Below are 16262 nucleotides of genomic sequence, written 5' to 3'. Positions count from 1 at the left end.
AAATTTTTATGGAAAATTTGATTAGCGGTGAGTGGTTAGTGGTGAGCGGTTAGTGGTGAGTGGTTAGTATCCGCCCGCATGGCTGCTCACCGCTCACCACTAACCACTCACCGCTGTTGTCATTTCAACTGGAACGTCCCCGACCCGATCAGGGCTCCGTCGGCAAAGATGTCCACGCGGTATTGGCCGGCGTAGAGGTATTCCTCCACGTTCCAGTACATGGTGACGGCCTGTTCTTCGCCCGTGTATTCAATGTATTTCCGGATGGAGTAGGTCAGCTGGCGGTTTTCGTAGTCGAAGGTGCCGCTGTCGCTCTTGCTCAGGATGCTGTTGTCCGGCTTGGCGATGCGCACGTAGATGGTCTTTTCGCCAGTCTGTGCAGTGATGTTCTTCACGATGCTGAAGTCAATCTTGAATTTCACCACGTTCTTCACCTTGTCCGTCTGCTTTCCGCGTTTGTTCTGGGTGGTGATGCGGATGTTCGTCACGTCCAGCTGGGCGGCCAGGGCCACTTTCTCGTTGAGGCTCTTCTTCTCTTCGGACAGGCTGCTGATCTGGCGTGAGGCTGCGTTGTATTTCCGCGTGACGTCCTTGATCACTTCCTGTTGGTGGGCTGTCAGCTGGTTCAGCGAGTCTATCTGATTGATGTAACTGATCATCACCTTGCGCAGGCTGGCCAGCTCCTTCTTCAGTCGTCTGATTTCCGAGGCGTTGCTGCTCTTCACCGTCCGCAGTTCTTCCAGCAGGCGTTGCGTCTTCAGCTGCTCCTGTTCCAGCAGTACCGAGAGCGAGTCGTTCGATACGGTCAGCTTCAGTTCGTCATACTGCTGGGCGAAGCGGGTATATTCGTTTTCCAGGTCTTCCTTTTCCAGTTCGAACTCCTGTACCAGTTCCTTGTTCGTTGTTTTTTCCATCACCAGCAGCACGGTTACGCCTATCAGCAGTACCACCAGCGCGGCTCCTATGATTATCAGTGATTTGTTCTTGTTCATAAAAAGTTCGTTCAAATTTGGTCGCAAAATTAGTGATAATCTGTCAGATTTCAGCTACTTCTCGTTGCCTTAATAACATATTTTTTTAAGATGTGCTTGAAATATCTCTGCTTCCCCTTGGATTTTGCTGTGTTGAAGTTGTTTTTATTTGTTTGAATATTTTATTTAATCCCGCAGACTTTATGATTCTCAATCTCCCATAATGTTAAGATGAGGGGCGTTTTTAACGTAAAATGTTTTGTCAGTCCGAAAAACTCTCTTAACTTTGCAAATCTGTAGGCACTATATTATTGTAGTTGCTCGTGAAAATAATGGTTCGGAAGGCATCCTTCTGGGATAGTGGATACTTTTTGAATAGAAATGAGTGCATAGACTTACGCTTTACTATTCGCATTTCATGGTTTGACCGGAAGGTGCTTGGCCACCCCGGTGTCCTTGAAGAATGTCTTTTTGAAAAATATTTGTTGTTGAAAAAAAGAATTGATTTGGACTTGGATAAAGTGGTTGCACCCGTGCATTGGTATGCCTTGCGGGTTACCTATTGCCGTGAGCTGGTCTTGAAGTCCTGGTTGGATGAGCAAGGAACAGTCAATTTTGTCCCCATGCGGTACGAACTGATAGAGAAGGAGGGGCGTAAGTTGCGTAAATTGGTTCCGGCTGTTCACAATCTGGTTTTTGTCCATACCAGCCGCCGGGGACTTGAGTCTCTTTGCAGTCATCCGGAACTGCCTGTACCGGTGCGTCACTTTTATAACCGCGAGACCCGCCGTCCGCTTGTCATCCCTGACAGTCAGATGCAGAATTTTATTGCCGTGGCAGGCAATTACGAGGAGAGTGTTCTGTATTTGGATCCGGTTGATCTTCAGTTGTCGAAAGGTACTCGTGTCCGCATCACCGGAGGCGTTTTCGAGGGCGTGGAAGGCGTTTTTATCCGTGTACGCCACGATCGTCGGGTGGTGGTGTGCATCGAAGGAATTACGGCGGTAGCCACTACCTTTGTTCCTCCTTCTCTCGTAGAGCCTCTATGAACATGGCCTCCATGAAATGGGTGACGTGGCATTTGTTTGATATTGATTATTTGGATATTATACTAAACTATACTTTATATGGATTTTGAAAAAATCGAAAAGGACGATCATTACATCCCCGATGGGATGAACGGATTTGAACGGAATGTCAAACGTATAGCAGATTGTTTGACCGCTCTGGTTGCATTGATCGTATTTTCACCTTTGTTCCTTATTTGTTACATTGCCGTGAAGCGCGAAGACGGCGGTCCTGCCATCTTCAAGCAGGAACGCATCGGGCGTTTCGGTCGTCCTTTCTATATTTATAAGTTCCGCAGCATGAAGGTAGATGCTGAAAAGGATGGACCGGCACTTTATGCGGGTGAGAATGATGACCGCATGACGAAAGTGGGCAGGTTCCTGCGTGACCATCATTTGGATGAATTGCCGCAGTTGTGGAATGTGTTCTGCGGGCAGATGGCCTTTATCGGTCCCCGTCCCGAACGTGAGTATTACATCAAGCAGATTATGGAACATGACCCCCGCTATCGCTATCTGTTCCAGATTCGTCCGGGGGTCACGTCCTATGCCACGCTTTATAACGGCTATACCGATACCATCGAGAAGATGCTCCGTCGTTTGCGCTACGACCTCTTCTATCTGGAGCACCGTTCCTGGTGGTTCGACTTTAAAATTTTGGCTAAAACATTTATCTATATCGTTTTTGGCAAGAAATTTTAGTTTTAAGTATGAGTTTTGAGGCCCGTTCTTTCTGTCATCCTGTCGTTCTTTCTGTCATCCTGAACGAAGTGAAGGATCTCATATAATGGTTGATGTTGAATGATTGATGAATCATCTGCCAAACCTAAAACCGATATTCCTTCGCCGCTTCAAAACATGGACACGCCTTCATCGGGTCCAGGTCGTGGTGCCCCACGACGAGCGCTTTCGGAAACCGGCGTTTCAGTTCGCGCACCAGCGCCAGCAGGCTGCCTTTCTGTGCCAGGGTACGCGTATCCTTCGGACGGCCCAGGCGGTCCAGTCCGCCTTCGTAGCACACTCCGATGCTGTGCCGGTTGTGGTTGCGGCAGTGCGCTCCCACCTGTTCCATCGGCCGTCCGCGGTGTATTTCGCCGTCGCGGGTGATGTAGAAGTGGTAGCCGATGTCGCGGAAGCGGCGGTGGCGCACATGGTCCGTGCGGCAAGCTTCAAAGCCAAAGCTCTGCCCCTCAGGGGTGGCAGAGCAATGGACAATAATCAGGGTGATGGTTCTCATCGGCCGATGCACGATGAGATACCGAATACTCCGGCCAAGGCAGTAGCCACGGCCACAATAGCTTTGAGCACAATGCTCCATACGTTTCTCTTGGTTTGAGCCATTTTTAAGTTAATTGAAAATTGAGAATTGAAAGTTGAAAATTAATAGAGTGGTGCGTGGTTAACGGTTAGCGGTGAGCATTTCATCCGAATGGATACTCACCACTCACCCCTGACCGTTTACCGCTATCTTACAGCGGACTTCCTTCCTGGTCGTCTTCGCCGGTGCCGCCGCTATTGCCGCCGGGCGTGCCGGACGTGCTGCTGCCCTCGACGGAGTACTCGTTCTGTTCGCGCAGCGTGCCTTCCAGGTTGATTTTGGCGTTGCTCAGTTCGCCGGTGGCGCGGGCGCGGAGCTTCAGGCCCGCCACGTTCTCGCTCACCTTGAACTCGGCTGCGCTGGCGGCGCCGTGGTCGCTGACGATGCCCACCGAGAAGATGGCCAGGTCGTCCAGTTTCACGTTCTTGCCGTCCAGAATCAGCTCCTTGATGCAGGCCACCATTTCGGCCAGCACCCCTTTGATGACGCCGGGCGAGAAAGGCGTGTTGTGTTTCGACATGTGCTTGGACAGCGCTTCGAGGTCCAGCGTTTCGTTGATGACGGGGCGGGCATACCACAATCCGTTGCACGGATGGTTCTCGCCGGTGATTTGAACTTTTCTGTAGAGAATCATAGTGAATTGATAATTGAAAGTTAATAAATAAAATTACTGCTCACCACAGAGTACACAGAGTTTCACAGCGTATTTTCTGAACCGCAGATTACGCAGATTTACACAGATTGTGTTAAGCAATCAACTGATGATATTTGAGCAAATCTGTGTGATCAGTGTAATCTGTGGTGAAAGCTCAGTTTCCTTCGTGGTGAACGTTACAAAGATACAACCTCCTCCCCCTGGGAAGTCCGTAACGGTCGGTAAGGGTAGGTTAGGATGGATTAAAGTTGATTATCGTTGATTATAGTTGCTCCGGTGTATGGTATTCTGCCTGATTTTCAGTATCTTTACGTCAGTAAAGACAAAATCAGAATTCATCCTATGGAAGCATTTACCATCCGTGCCTATGGCCGCACCGAGCTGGCCCAGTGTTACTTTCCCACGCTCAATCCGCAAGTGGCCCATCGCAAGCTGCAGAGCTGGATTGACTATTATCCCCACCTGCGCGAACGCCTTCGGGCCGCCGGCTGCAATCCGCATGCCCGCGTCTACATGCCCGTGCATGTCCGCATGATTGTCGAGGCGATTGGGGAACCTTAGTTTTGTAAATAAACAGATAAATAATTGATACTTTACTTCATGAAGATTTTTTTTCGTATTTTAGGATTGACATTCCTCCTTTTTAGTTTGTCGGCATCTTTGTATGCCCAGCAGATCAGTGACGATCAGGTGATAGCTTTGGTAAAAGAACAAAAGACCGCAGGAAAAAGTGATGAGGAAATTGGTAAGATGCTTGTTTCCAGAGGCGTTACCCGTGAGCAGTTGCAGCGTATAAAGGAAAACTACGACAAAAGCCAGCAGGCCAATCCCAATGATCCTACTCCCCGTGTGAACAGCCGTTTAAGGGAGCGCCGTCTGGTAGAGAATTTCATGACAACGGCAGCAGAGGATAGCACGGATACCTGGATGCAAATTTTTGCTGATTCAACCCAAGTGCAAGAACAGCTTCCTCCCGAGCGTCGTATTTATGGACATAATTTGTTTACCAATCGTCAACTTACTTTCGAGCCTAACGAAAATATGGCGACTCCTGTCAATTATCGTTTGGGCCCTGGTGATGAGGTGATTGTTGATATCTGGGGTGCCAATGAAACTACTATTCGTCAGGAAATTACTCCAGAGGGTAATATCATGATCAGTCAGATAGGACCTGTTTATCTGAGTGGTCTTACGATATCCCAGGCTGCCGATAAGATTCGTGAGGTCCTTTCCCGTAAATATGCCGGCATTTCCGGTGAAAATCCTGAATCGCAGGTTCGGGTTACGTTGGGACAGATTCGTACCATTCAAGTCAATGTCATGGGTGAAGTTACCGTGCCCGGCACTTATCGTCTGTCTTCCTTTTCAACCGTTTTCCATGCTCTTTACCGGGCAGGTGGTGTATCCGACATTGGTTCGTTGCGTGGCATCCGTGTGATGCGTGCCGGCCGGCAGGTAGCTACCGTCGATATTTATGCTTATCTGATGAAGGGGGCCCTCAATGACGACGTCCGTCTGGAAGAAGGGGATGTCATTTTAGTACCGCCTTATGATCAGTTGGTGCAGATTCAGGGGAAAGTCAAGCGCCCCATGTTCTATGAGATGAAGCAGGATGAGCCTTTGGCCGCCTTAATTGGTTATGCCGGTGGTTTTGCCGGCGATGCTTATCGCAAGGAAGTTACAGTCGTGCGTCGCAGTGGGCGCGAAAACAGCATTTATAGTGTGGTAGACACTTCTTATCCTACCTGGATGCTGGCCGATGGCGATTCGGTGTCTGTCGGTGCTGTTCTGGACCGTTTTGCCAATCGTGTCGAGATTGAGGGAGCCGTTTACCGCCCTGGAATGTATGAGTTGGGTGGAACCCTCCAAACCGTCAAAGATCTGGTTACCCGGGCCGAGGGGCTGACGGGCGATGCCTTTTGTTCACGCGTTATTCTTACGCGCGAACGCGAGGATCTTACGCATGAAGTGATAGCCGTCGATCTGGCTGGCGTGATGAGCGGCCGTTTGCCGGATATCCCTTTGCAGCGCGAAGACGTGCTCAGTATCCCCAGTATTCAGGAACTTCAGGCTCAGGGTGCTTTAACCATTGAAGGCGAGGTGACTCGCCCGGGCATTTACCCCTTTGCTGAAAACACGACCCTGGAAGATTTGTTGGTACAGGCCGGAGGTCTGCTCGAGAGTGCTTCTACGGTACGTGTAGACATCTCCCGTCGTCTTCGAGACCCCAAGAGTTTGCAAGTGGGTAAGGAGACAGCTCAAGTTTTCACCTTCGCTGTCAAGGAAGGATTTGTCATCGACGGTACCCCCGGTTTTGTGCTGGAGCCTTATGATGTTGTTGAAGTGCGCCGCAGTCCCGGTTATCAGATACAGCGTCGTGTTACCATTGCCGGTGAGGCGGTTTTTGCCGGAGGCTATACGCTGACGCGTAAGAATGAGCGGCTTTCCGATTTGGTAAAGCGTGCGGGAGGGCTTACTTCTGAAGCCTACGTACGGGGCGGTCGTCTCATCCGGAAGATGAACGAAGAGGAACGTGTTCAGCGTCAGGCAGCCCTCGATATGGCTTTGATGAATGCCGGCAGCGATTCCGTGTCTGTAGCAAAACTTCGTCTGAGTGATTTGTATACGGTGGGTATCGAATTGGACAAGGCGTTGGCCAATCCCGGTTCCGATTACGATGTGGTGCTGCGCGAAGGAGACTATTTATATATTCCCGAATATGTCAGTACGGTCAAGATTACGGGAGAAGTCCAGTTCCCCAATACGGTCACGTACATAGCCGGCAAGCCCAAGTCCTATTACATCGACCAGGCCGGCGGTTATGGCAGAATGGCCAAAAAGCGAAGTGCCTATGTGGTTCGTATGAACGGTACTGTCACCCGTATCAAGCGGTTCAAGAGCGGGCAGATAGAACCCGGATGCCAAATTATTGTGCCCACCAAGAAGGAACGCAAGGGCATGAGCATTGCCGAGATTGTATCTCTTACCACTTCGGCCGCTTCCTTGGGTACGATGGCCGCCACTATTTCCAGTTTGTTGAAGTAGAAAGTCCCATTATTCATTTGATATTTGTTTGACAACATATGGAAACCAATCAAGGACAGAATCCTGTCACTCCGAAATCAGGGGAACAGGAAATTGATTTGCTGGCATTGATCGCCCGGGTATGGGCCGGTCGTAAATTGATCTTTAAGTCTTGCGGCATTGCCGTACTGGTAGCTCTTGTCGTAGCCTTCAGCATTCCCAAAGAATATACGGCTACCGTCACGCTGGCTCCGGAGTTCTCCAGAGGAAGTTCTTCACTCGGTAGCCTGAGTAGTTTGGCCAGTATTGCTGGCATCAATTTGCAGACCAACAATACACGCGATGCGATCAATCCTAATTTTTACCCGGACATCGTCTCTTCGGTGAGATTTTCCACGAGTCTGTTTTCCGTTCCTCTTCGCAGAATGGACGATTCGCTGCAAATAAGTTTGTATGAATATCTGAAGGATTATCAACGCGCCCCCTGGTGGCGTGCTGTTATCGGTTTCCCTTCCAGATGTTTGGGCTGGGGGCTTTCGCTTTTCCGTGAGGAAAAGGCTGATACGCTGTCTGCTGCTGCGGTCAATCCTTTTCATCTGACCCATGAGGAGGCGGGCATTGTCGGGGCTTTGGGACGGCGTATTGTCGTATCCGTAGACAAGAAAACCTATATGATAACCTTGTCGGTCACCATGCAGGACCCTCTCATCGCTGCTACGTTGACAGATACGGTGATGGACCGTCTTCAGCAATATATTACGGACTATCGCACCAGCAAGGCACGGGGCGATTTGGAATTCGCCCAGCAATTGTACGATGAGGCTCGTCAGAAGTATTATGAGGCTCAGCAGGCTTACGCCGATTTTGTGGACATGAACCAGAATTTGTCTTTTCTCAGTGTACAGACCCGTCAGGAACGTCTCCAGAACGAGATGAATCTGGCTTATAATCTGTATAACCAGACAGCCCAGCAACTTCAGTTGGCCAAAGCCAAGGTGCAGGAGAGTACCCCTGTTTATGCCGTGGTGCAGGAGGCTACAGTTCCTCTTCGTGCCTCCAAGCCCTCCAAGCCCATGATTCTCATTGGCTTCGTCTTCCTGGCCGGTGTCGGTTCCGTAGGCTGGATACTCTTTGCCCGTGATTTGCTGGCCGGATTCCGGAAAAAGAAAGAAGAGGAGTAAAGTCCGATATCAGCTACTTTCGTGTGCTAACTACCTACTTTCGTGCGCTAACTACCTACTTTAGCGCGCTAACTATGTACATTAGCGCACTAACTATGGACTTTAGGAACATGATAATGGATCATGGGAAATTGAAAATGAAGTACCTGTCATCCTGAACATCGTGAAGGATCCCGTTTTTAGAATTCTCCATTCTTCGTTCTTCATTCTTCATTAAGCAAACCTCCCCATCGCCTGCTGGTTCCGGTAGATTTCGTCGCCCGTCAGCTCGACGACGCGGTAGCCCCGCTTGCCGCTGACGCGGATCTGCTGGAAGCCTTCCTGCGTCATCACCATCCCGATTTTCACGGGACTCAGCTTGTGGCGCAGGCCCGCGTTGATGCGCGCCAGTATCTGCGCGTTCGTCACGAAGAGGCAGGTCTCGCCCTCCATCGGGCGGCGGTAGTGCGTCAGGATGAGCTCCTGTTCCAGGCAGGGCACTTCGAAGTGGCGGTTGTGCTGGTTCAGTGCCCGTATCTCGTCGTCGTCCAGCCAGTAGGGAAAGTCGCGGCGGATCAGGGCATATGCCTGGGCATAGACGTGCCGGTAGTCCACCGGATGGTCGTAGGGGCTGTCGATGCTCTCCACCTCGAAAGGCATCCAGCGGCGGTTGCCACTCAGGTCGTTCAGGAACTGGCGGTTGTTGCTCGTGCCGCAGAAGCTGGCAATGTGGGGCCGCACCTCCTTGTAGCGGGCATAGGCCGCCCGTTCGCTCACGTGGCGCATGGTGGTGAGCGCCTTCAGCTGGTTCAGCTCCTTGCTCTCCATCTCGTCCAGCTCCTCGAGGCACACCAGGGCAAACTCCGAGAGCGTCAGCAGGTCGTCGCGCGTGATGTTGCGGCTGTTGGACTTCAGGTAGAAGTAGCGGCGCAGCTCGGGCGGCAGCAGGTTGTTCAGCCAGGTGGTCTTGTAGATGCCCTGGCGGCCGATGAGCACCAGTATCTCGTGGTTCACTGTCTCCTCGTCGAGCAGCGAGGCCAGCATTGCCACGAGCCATTTCTTGAAGAAGCGGACAAAGAGGTCGCCGTCCTCCCTGACGTGTACGGCGGCAGCCAGCCGGCCGATGTAGTCGGTGGTGCCGTCCCAGGCGGGCAGGGCGTCCACATATTCGCGGAAGGGGTTGTACAGCTCCACGAAGTCCGATTCGATGACGGTCTGCACGTCCTGTTTGCGGGCGGGGGCTTCCTCCTTGCACAGGCGTCGCCACAGCGAGTTCACCTCGCGGTCCGTCAGGTCACAGAAATCCTCCGTTCCCTCGGGAGCGAACTCATATTTTCCCGTCACCGTGTTCTTGCGGAAGCGTCCCTGCCGGGTCAGGAAGGCTTCGATGACGTCCACGGTGGCTTTTCCCGGGCTGTCGGCCGTCCGCTTGCGGCGGTTGTCCGTTTCGGGAGCGCGCGTGCCGTGTTCGTCGGTGCGCTGGTAGCACGAGCGCAGTATGGCGGCCACGTCGCCGTCGTAGTCGGCAAAGTGCTTCACCGCCCAGTCGGTAGCCGCCTCCCGGTCGGCCCCGTAGGCATTGAGCAGGTAGCCCATGCGCATGATGTATTCGTTGTGGTGGTGGGCCGTGTAGGCCACGCCCTCGTCGGCCAGCACCCGTTCCGCCGCCTCCACCAGGCGGCGCAGCTTCATCCGCTGCGCCTTCAGCCGGGCCGGATGTTCTTCCGGCCGTGGCTTTGCGATGATGAACGGCGTAGCTGCCGGTTGGAAGTACGCCTCCGGGTCGTGCGCCAGTCCGCTCAGCCGGGTGCAGTTCTTGCACTTCTCGTCATAGGGCAGTCCCGTCAGGCGGGCGTAATGCTCGTTCATCTGCCGGAAGGCCAGCACGTGCAGCTCCTGTTCCGAGCGTGGCGTGTAGTCCCCGGCCGCTTCATAGGCCGCGATGATGCGCAGCCCCTCCCCGCTGATGGTGGTATAGGCCAGCAGCGTATGCGGGTCCTCGCGCACCCGTCGCAGGCAGTCCGCCAGGCTGCCGGTGCCGATATGGTCAAAGTCCGCCAGGCACAGGTGCGTCCAGCCGTCGATGTGCTCCTTGCGCTTTCCGCCGTCGAAGTGCACCGACACGGCGAAGCAGGGGCAGGTCGCCTTGATGCTTGCGGCCGCTTTGGCCTGTTCCTGGTTCAGGTAGTACCGGTGTTTGTCCGTATAGGCCTTCAGCTGTTCGTCCGTACGGATTTGTTCGGCCAGGTTGGACAGGGTAGTGTTTGTCGGACGCAGGTCCGTGTAGCCTTGAAACAGGCTGAGAATTTGATTTTTCATCCTATCAGATTTTAAAGTGAATAATTTTGTATCATAACACATTGAGGCCTTTTCCCGATGTGTCATTCCGCACCGGATGCATGTTGGTTGTCATCCCGCGCTTGATGCATTCAGGTTGTCATCCCGCACTTGATGCGGGATCCATACTGTTCCTCTCTGTAAAGGAGCGAATTTTGTGTGAATCGGCCAAGTCTGTCGGTCCGCACGTGTGAACTGATTCCGTTAAAAATTAACTTACTTAACATCCGTTAGCAGAGCTGTTGCGTACAAAATCCAATTGAACTCAAAATTTAAAAGAGATTTTGTATGAATAAAAAAACTGAAATTCACGTCCATCTGGGCGAATACATTCAGCTGTTGCAACGTCTGGTCCCTGTGGACGGGCGTACGCTGACTAACGAAGAGGTTGCCACGCAGACAGGGCTTTCGCTGTCGACCTATAAACGGGTAAAAAAAGGGTCGAAACCCGCCTCATGCCCTACTATGTCGTGTTGCGGCTCTACGTACCGGTGTGTGCCGGCAGTCGTGAGCTGCCCCTCGGTCAGTTCCTCCGCGAGCTTTACCGCAGTCTGGAGGCTGATTGCCGGTCCCGTTGTGACTGATGCTGTCCATGCAAGGCAGGAACGGTGCGAACCGTTCCTGTTCTCCGCCCGGCCTTGACACCCTGGCATGCTGAAAACCGGACATTTTATATAGAACGTATATATCCACCTGAGTGTTAACGCATTTAACACTGTCTCTCCCCCGCGCGCGTGAGAAAGTGTGTAGAGAGGGGTGGCAGGGTGGCAACTTGTGATGTAATTCCCTTAGTGGTACGAAGTGTAGCCCGAGTTTTTTTCTCGTGGGGCATTAATCATTCATTATTAACTATTAATCATCAATTTCTTTTGAATCGAAACAATAACTATTTATTATGGCATCCTTAAAAGCGAACGTAGTTTTTAATTTTTTGAATACGATAACTGGAATTGTCTTTCCAGTTATTACGTTCCCATATGCCGCACGTGTATTGTTGCCGGACGGTATCGGTGCTGTAAACTTTCTTCAGTCGATTGTTGCCTACATTGTGTTACTTACCAGTCTGGGTATTCCGATGTATGCAGTCCGTGAAGTGGCGAAATACCGTGATGATATTGTCAAACGAAACACGGTTACAGTAGAGATAACCCTGCTCAGCCTTATTTTATGTTTAGGTGGGTATGTCATTGTCTGGATATTGGGGGAATTTATTCCTCAAATTCATTCCCAACTGGCCTTGTTCTATGTGTTGAGCTTGACTATACTATTTACGAGTCTGGGTGTAAACTGGTTTTTTCAGGCGATAGAAGATTTCAAATTTATTACTGTACGGGCAGTAATATTCCGTCTTTTGGCGGCTATGGCCTTATTCCTATTTGTCAAGACGAAAGATGATTTGTTGATATATGCTTTCGTTATAGTAGGATCTACGGTGGGTAATAACATCATCAATTTCATCCATCTTCGTAAATATATTGCTTTAGAACAAATCCCATGGAATCGTTTGCAGGTATGGAGACATCTAAAGCCCTCGCTTCATATTTTTGTATTCAATCTGGTTACGAGTATATATTTGAATTTGAATACAGTAATGCTTGGTTTTATGAAGGGTGACAGTGCTGTAGGCTATTATACGGCAGGTAATAAAATTTCCCACATCGTGTTGACTGTTGTGGCGTCATTAGGTGTGGTGTTGCTTCCTCGCTGTTCTAATTTGGTTGAAAATGGGCGCATGGATGAATTTGCGGCTGTTACTCGTAAGTCATATCGTCTGGTGCTGGCTCTTTCCTTTCCCTCTACATTTGGTTTGATTCTATTGGCATCACCGATTGTAATTCTTTTTGGAGGTCCGGAATTTGCGAATGCTGCATCGGTTCTTGCATGGACAGCTCCGATTATCATATTTATAGGTTTGAGTAATGTGTTTGGTATCCAAATTCTTTATCCATTGGGCAAAGAAAATTTGGTTATTTGGAGTACAGTAGGTGGAGCTGTTATTAATCTGATACTTAATTTATTACTTATTCCATATTGGTCATATACGGGAGCAGCTATTTCTACTTTCATAGCAGAATTAACTGTACTGTTGATACAGATTTGGTGGGGATACCGTTATATTCCTTTTTCACTTTTCGAAAGGGGCAATGCAAATTATTTGATAGCTTCGTTTGTGATGGCAATTGTGGTATTTCCTCTGACTTTGTTGCTAAATAACGTTCTGTTGTTACTAATTCTTTCTACGCTTGTTGGAGGATGTGTTTATGTAGGCGTATTGTGGATAATGAAAGATTCGTTGTTCGGTGAAGTATTACAATACGTTTTTAAGTTGATAAAACACTAATTTTTTATGAAACAATACGATTTTCTGATAGTTGGTTCTGGGCTGTACGGGGCCACTTTTGCCCATCTTGCCCATAAAGAAGGTAAGAAGTGCTTGGTGATAGACAAACGTTCGCATTTAGGCGGTAATATCTATTGTGAGAACATAGAAGGGATTAATGTACATAAGTATGGCGCGCATATTTTCCATACCTCCAATAAGCAAGTTTGGGATTTTGTCAATTCCATAGTGGAATTCAATCGCTATACCAATTCTCCTGTCGCTAACTATCAAGGTAAGCTTTACAATCTGCCTTTTAATATGAATACTTTCTATCAGATGTGGGGTGTCACTACACCAGCTGAAGCGATGGCAAAGATTGAAGGGCAGAAAGCTGCAATAGTGGCAAAGATGAAGGCTGATGGGGTAACAGAGCCCCGCAATCTGGAGGAACAGGCCCAAATGCTAATTGGCGAAGATATTTATGAACAATTGATTAAAGGTTATACGGAAAAGCAGTGGGGACGAAAATGTACCGAACTGCCTGCTTTTATTATTAAACGTCTGCCTGTTAGATTGGTTTTTGATAATAACTATTTCAATGATAAATACCAAGGTATTCCTATCGGTGGATATAACAAATTGATTGATGGATTACTGGAAGGTATTGAAGCTAAGACTGGAGTAGATTTTTTTTCAAATCGTACCTATTGGGAAAATATTACTGAAAAAATTGTTTTTACAGGTAAGATAGATGAATATTACGACTACCGTTTTGGCAAACTGGAATATCGAACTGTACGATTTGAGGAAGAAATACTTGATATACCAAATTATCAAGGGAACGCGGTCGTAAACTATACTGAACGTAAAGTACCTTATACACGTATTATTGAGCACAAACATTTTGAGATGTTTGGACAGGAAGTTTATGATTATCAAAAAACAGTTATTTCCAAAGAATATTCTACAGAATGGGTAGAAGGTATGGAGCCGTACTATCCTGTTAATGATGAACGGAATAACTGTTTGTATCAGCAATATAAACAGTTGGCTGATAAGGAGGAGAAGGTAATATTCGGTGGCCGATTGGCGGAGTATAGATATTATGATATGGCACCGATAGTGGAGAAAGTGATGAATGCATTTCGGCTAGTTTAAGAATCTATCTTTTTTAAATAGGTGTTGTTATGGATTATACAAAAAAAGTAGCTGTCGTAGTTGTTACATACAATAGATTATCTTTATTGAAAGAATGCATTACTTCTTTACGGAAACAAACTTATACAAATTTTGATATTATAGTTGTAAATAATGGCTCAACTGACAATACTCTTTCTTGGTTAAATGAGCAAAGTGATATAATAACTATTACGCAAGAGAACTTGGGAGGTGCAGGAGGTTTTTTTACCGGAATGAAATATGTGGCAGAGCAGCATTATGACTATTGTTGGGTAATGGATGATGACGTAATCTGCTCACCAGAAGCACTGGCTGAGCTTTTAGAGGCTTATTATAGGAAGGAAAAGATTGGTTTTGTATGCAGTAGAGTTAAGGGAATAGATGGAGAACCGATGAATGTCCCGACCGTGGACAATCGCCCGTCATCTAACGGATATCCTTGTTATCATGAGTTAGCTGATTACGGTATGATTAAGATTGTAGATGCTACTTTTGTATCAGTTTTGTTTAGTATTGCAACAATAAAAGAAATGGGTTTACCATACAAAGAATATTTCATTTGGGGTGACGATACCGAATATACTTCACGAATTTCATCCAAGTATGATTGTTTTATGGCCTGTCGTAGTGTAGTGGTACATAAGAGAAAGATTCAATGCTCCTTGTCCTTTTATACAGAAACTGATCCCAATAGATTGAATTTCTATTTTTATCAGATCAGAAATAACGGTCACATTGCTTTAATTTATAAAAATTGGAAAGAAAAATTCAAATGGATAGTATCATCTTTTTTAATGTTTGCAAAGCTGATAGTGCATTTTGATGTAAAACGTTTAAGAATTTTCTTCAAGGCAATATTCTCTCTTGTGAATTTTCATCCTGTTGTTGTTTATCCTGAAAAGGATTGATGTTTTTTGTTATTGATTAATTAAGAAATAGTTATAATATGAATTCAATTAAAATTTGTGTGATAGGGCTTGGCTATGTAGGCCTTCCTTTGGCCCGTCTTTTTTCAACAAAATTTCAAACAATCGGTTTTGATCTGAATCAGAGTCGGGTTGATGCACTGAATGCAGGACATGATGCGACTCTGGAAGTGGATGATAATTTGTTACAAGAGGCAATTGACAAGCATGGCTTCCGTTGCACAACTAATCTGGACGAGATAAAAGATTACAATTTTTATGTGGTTGCTGTTCCCACACCGGTAGACGAGAATAATCGTCCTGACCTTCGTCCACTTTGGGGGGCCAGTGAGACGGTTGGTAAAGTTATATCAAAAGGAGATATTGTTGTGTATGAATCAACTGTATATCCGGGTGTAACAGAGGAAGAATGCTTACCTGTAGTGGAGAGGGTAAGCGGTTTAAAGTTTAATGTAGATTTTTATGCTGGTTACTCGCCAGAACGTATTAACCCGGGTGATAAGGAACATACAGTTGAGAAAATCAAAAAGGTTACTTCTGGATCTACACCTGAGATTGCGGATGTTGTGGATTGTGTGTACAATACTGTTCTTGTAAATGGAACGCATAAAGCCCCATCCATTAAAGTGGCAGAGGCTTCCAAAATCATAGAAAATTCGCAGCGTGATGTGAATATTGCTTTTATGAATGAATTGGCTAAGATATTCAATGCAATGGGAATTGATACCAATGACGTTATTGAAGCGGCTTCCTCCAAATGGAATTTCATTAAACTAAAACCGGGTCTTGTTGGTGGGCATTGTATTTCTGTTGACCCTTATTATTTGATTCAGAAGGCACAAGTGTATGGGGTATTGCCGCGCGTAATGTTTGCTGCTCGTCGATTGAACGATGGAATGGGGGAATATGTAGCACACCAGGTCATCAAACTAATGAACAAGAAAGGGGTGCTTGTGAAAGACGCACATATTCTGCTTTTAGGCATTACCTTCAAGGAAAATTGTCCTGACATACGTAATACGAAAATTGTAGATATCTATTCAACCTTACACGAGTATACTAATAACATAACTATATATGATCCCTGGGCCGACGTAGCTCACGTGAAACATGAATACAACTTAGATCTTACCAATCATAAACTTTCCGAGCTGAAAGGCCAGTTCGATGCCGTGGTATTATGTGTGGCTCATAATGAATTTAAGGAAATAGAGATTCGTGAGTTTTTGAAGGACAAGAACGGTGTAGTGTATGATGTGAAAGAAGTGTTAGATCGGGAGACGGTTGATGGGAGGTTGTGAA

The 16262-nt window shown here is 47.7% G+C and carries 15 protein-coding genes; 10 read left to right on the top strand and 5 right to left on the bottom strand.

The features are described 5' to 3' along the window. Positions 1 to 119 precede the first annotated feature (119 nt). Positions 120 to 992: a hypothetical protein gene (locus tag BQ7483_RS12750; protein WP_072546146.1), complete on the bottom strand. Its 873-nt coding sequence runs from the start codon at positions 990 to 992 to the stop codon at positions 120 to 122. A 485-nt stretch (positions 993 to 1477) separates the two neighbouring features. On the opposite strand from BQ7483_RS12750, the gene BQ7483_RS12745 reads away from it, so the two are divergent. Together BQ7483_RS12745 and BQ7483_RS12740 are read left to right on the top strand one after the other, a co-directional pair. Then, positions 1478 to 2020: a UpxY family transcription antiterminator gene (locus tag BQ7483_RS12745; protein ID WP_235847361.1), complete on the top strand. Its 543-nt coding sequence runs from the start codon at positions 1478 to 1480 to the stop codon at positions 2018 to 2020. A 78-nt stretch (positions 2021 to 2098) separates the two neighbouring features. Then, the gene (locus tag BQ7483_RS12740) at positions 2099 to 2740 is read left to right on the top strand and encodes a sugar transferase (protein WP_072546145.1); all 642 of its coding nucleotides are present in this window, start codon (positions 2099 to 2101) and stop codon (positions 2738 to 2740) included. Positions 2741 to 2864: 124 nt separating this feature from the next. Here BQ7483_RS12740 and BQ7483_RS12735 read toward each other — a convergent pair whose 3' ends face one another. From BQ7483_RS12735 to BQ7483_RS12725, 3 genes are all read right to left on the bottom strand, one after another. Then, positions 2865 to 3275 carry an N-acetylmuramoyl-L-alanine amidase gene (locus tag BQ7483_RS12735; RefSeq protein WP_072546144.1) on the bottom strand — a complete coding sequence of 137 codons (411 nt, stop codon included), beginning with the start codon at positions 3273 to 3275 and terminating at the stop codon, positions 2865 to 2867. Further along, complete coding sequence (locus BQ7483_RS17750; RefSeq protein ID WP_154673573.1) at positions 3272 to 3379, bottom strand: smalltalk protein; 108 nt, start codon at positions 3377 to 3379, stop codon at positions 3272 to 3274. Before BQ7483_RS17750 ends, BQ7483_RS12735 begins: the two co-directional genes overlap by 4 nt. Before the next feature lie 128 nt (positions 3380 to 3507). After that, positions 3508 to 3990 (bottom strand): HU family DNA-binding protein, encoded by a 483-nt coding sequence (locus BQ7483_RS12725; RefSeq protein WP_072546143.1) that lies wholly within the window; start codon positions 3988 to 3990, stop codon positions 3508 to 3510. 363 nt (positions 3991 to 4353) lie between these two features. Here BQ7483_RS12725 and BQ7483_RS12720 point away from each other — a divergent pair, with 363 nt between their 5' ends. The 3 genes from BQ7483_RS12720 to BQ7483_RS12710 are packed head-to-tail and all read left to right on the top strand — an operon-like array spanning position 4354 to position 8216. Beyond that, complete coding sequence (locus BQ7483_RS12720) at positions 4354 to 4572, top strand: DUF4248 domain-containing protein (RefSeq protein ID WP_072546142.1); 219 nt, start codon at positions 4354 to 4356, stop codon at positions 4570 to 4572. A gap of 39 nt (positions 4573 to 4611) precedes the next feature. Continuing rightward, entirely contained in the window at positions 4612 to 7056 is a 2445-nt protein-coding gene (locus BQ7483_RS12715; RefSeq protein ID WP_072546249.1) for an SLBB domain-containing protein, read from the top strand. A 38-nt stretch (positions 7057 to 7094) separates the two neighbouring features. Beyond that, positions 7095 to 8216 (top strand): Wzz/FepE/Etk N-terminal domain-containing protein, encoded by a 1122-nt coding sequence (locus BQ7483_RS12710; protein ID WP_072546141.1) that lies wholly within the window; start codon positions 7095 to 7097, stop codon positions 8214 to 8216. Between the two features lie 213 nt (positions 8217 to 8429). Here BQ7483_RS12710 and BQ7483_RS12705 read toward each other — a convergent pair whose 3' ends face one another. Beyond that, complete coding sequence (locus BQ7483_RS12705) at positions 8430 to 10514, bottom strand: VapE domain-containing protein (RefSeq protein WP_072546140.1); 2085 nt, start codon at positions 10512 to 10514, stop codon at positions 8430 to 8432. A 473-nt stretch (positions 10515 to 10987) separates the two neighbouring features. Between BQ7483_RS12705 and BQ7483_RS18190 the strand changes: the two genes are divergently transcribed. The 5 genes from BQ7483_RS18190 (at position 10988) to BQ7483_RS12685 (ending at position 16261) form a co-directional block, all read left to right on the top strand. Further along, positions 10988 to 11116, top strand: coding sequence for a hypothetical protein (locus tag BQ7483_RS18190; protein WP_262493923.1), 129 nt, complete (start codon positions 10988 to 10990; stop codon positions 11114 to 11116). A gap of 311 nt (positions 11117 to 11427) precedes the next feature. After that, positions 11428 to 12873, top strand: coding sequence for a flippase (locus tag BQ7483_RS12700; protein WP_072546139.1), 1446 nt, complete (start codon positions 11428 to 11430; stop codon positions 12871 to 12873). Positions 12874 to 12879: 6 nt separating this feature from the next. Further along, a complete protein-coding gene (gene glf, locus BQ7483_RS12695; RefSeq protein ID WP_072546138.1) occupies positions 12880 to 14013 on the top strand; it encodes a UDP-galactopyranose mutase in 1134 nt (377 codons plus the stop codon). 29 nt (positions 14014 to 14042) lie between these two features. Beyond that, positions 14043 to 14942: a glycosyltransferase gene (locus BQ7483_RS12690; protein WP_072546137.1), complete on the top strand. Its 900-nt coding sequence runs from the start codon at positions 14043 to 14045 to the stop codon at positions 14940 to 14942. Between the two features lie 38 nt (positions 14943 to 14980). Next, a complete protein-coding gene (locus BQ7483_RS12685; protein ID WP_072546136.1) occupies positions 14981 to 16261 on the top strand; it encodes a nucleotide sugar dehydrogenase in 1281 nt (426 codons plus the stop codon). Position 16262 lies beyond the last annotated feature (1 nt).

It is taken from the genome of Mediterranea massiliensis (genome assembly GCF_900128475.1).
GTDB classification, from domain to species: Bacteria; Bacteroidota; Bacteroidia; order Bacteroidales; family Bacteroidaceae; genus Bacteroides; species Bacteroides massiliensis_E.
This window is presented reverse-complemented; position numbering and strand designations above follow the sequence as displayed.

Excerpts from the sequence above, each read along its gene's own strand:
- glf (WP_072546138.1), top strand. The coding sequence starts at position 12,880 with ATGAAACAATACGATTTTCTGATAGTTGGTTCTGGGCTGTACGGGGCC.
- BQ7483_RS12705 (WP_072546140.1), bottom strand. The coding sequence starts at position 10,514 with ATGAAAAATCAAATTCTCAGCCTGTTTCAAGGCTACACGGACCTGCGT.
- BQ7483_RS12735 (WP_072546144.1), bottom strand. The coding sequence starts at position 3,275 with ATGAGAACCATCACCCTGATTATTGTCCATTGCTCTGCCACCCCTGAG.
- BQ7483_RS12720 (WP_072546142.1), top strand. The coding sequence starts at position 4,354 with ATGGAAGCATTTACCATCCGTGCCTATGGCCGCACCGAGCTGGCCCAG.
- BQ7483_RS12710 (WP_072546141.1), top strand. The coding sequence starts at position 7,095 with ATGGAAACCAATCAAGGACAGAATCCTGTCACTCCGAAATCAGGGGAA.
- BQ7483_RS12700 (WP_072546139.1), top strand. The coding sequence starts at position 11,428 with ATGGCATCCTTAAAAGCGAACGTAGTTTTTAATTTTTTGAATACGATA.
- BQ7483_RS12690 (WP_072546137.1), top strand. The coding sequence starts at position 14,043 with ATGGATTATACAAAAAAAGTAGCTGTCGTAGTTGTTACATACAATAGA.
- BQ7483_RS12715 (WP_072546249.1), top strand. The coding sequence starts at position 4,612 with ATGAAGATTTTTTTTCGTATTTTAGGATTGACATTCCTCCTTTTTAGT.
- BQ7483_RS12685 (WP_072546136.1), top strand. The coding sequence starts at position 14,981 with ATGAATTCAATTAAAATTTGTGTGATAGGGCTTGGCTATGTAGGCCTT.
- BQ7483_RS12725 (WP_072546143.1), bottom strand. The coding sequence starts at position 3,990 with ATGATTCTCTACAGAAAAGTTCAAATCACCGGCGAGAACCATCCGTGC.
- BQ7483_RS12750 (WP_072546146.1), bottom strand. The coding sequence starts at position 992 with ATGAACAAGAACAAATCACTGATAATCATAGGAGCCGCGCTGGTGGTA.
- BQ7483_RS17750 (WP_154673573.1), bottom strand. The coding sequence starts at position 3,379 with ATGGCTCAAACCAAGAGAAACGTATGGAGCATTGTGCTCAAAGCTATT.
- BQ7483_RS18190 (WP_262493923.1), top strand. The coding sequence starts at position 10,988 with ATGCCCTACTATGTCGTGTTGCGGCTCTACGTACCGGTGTGTGCCGGC.
- BQ7483_RS12740 (WP_072546145.1), top strand. The coding sequence starts at position 2,099 with ATGGATTTTGAAAAAATCGAAAAGGACGATCATTACATCCCCGATGGG.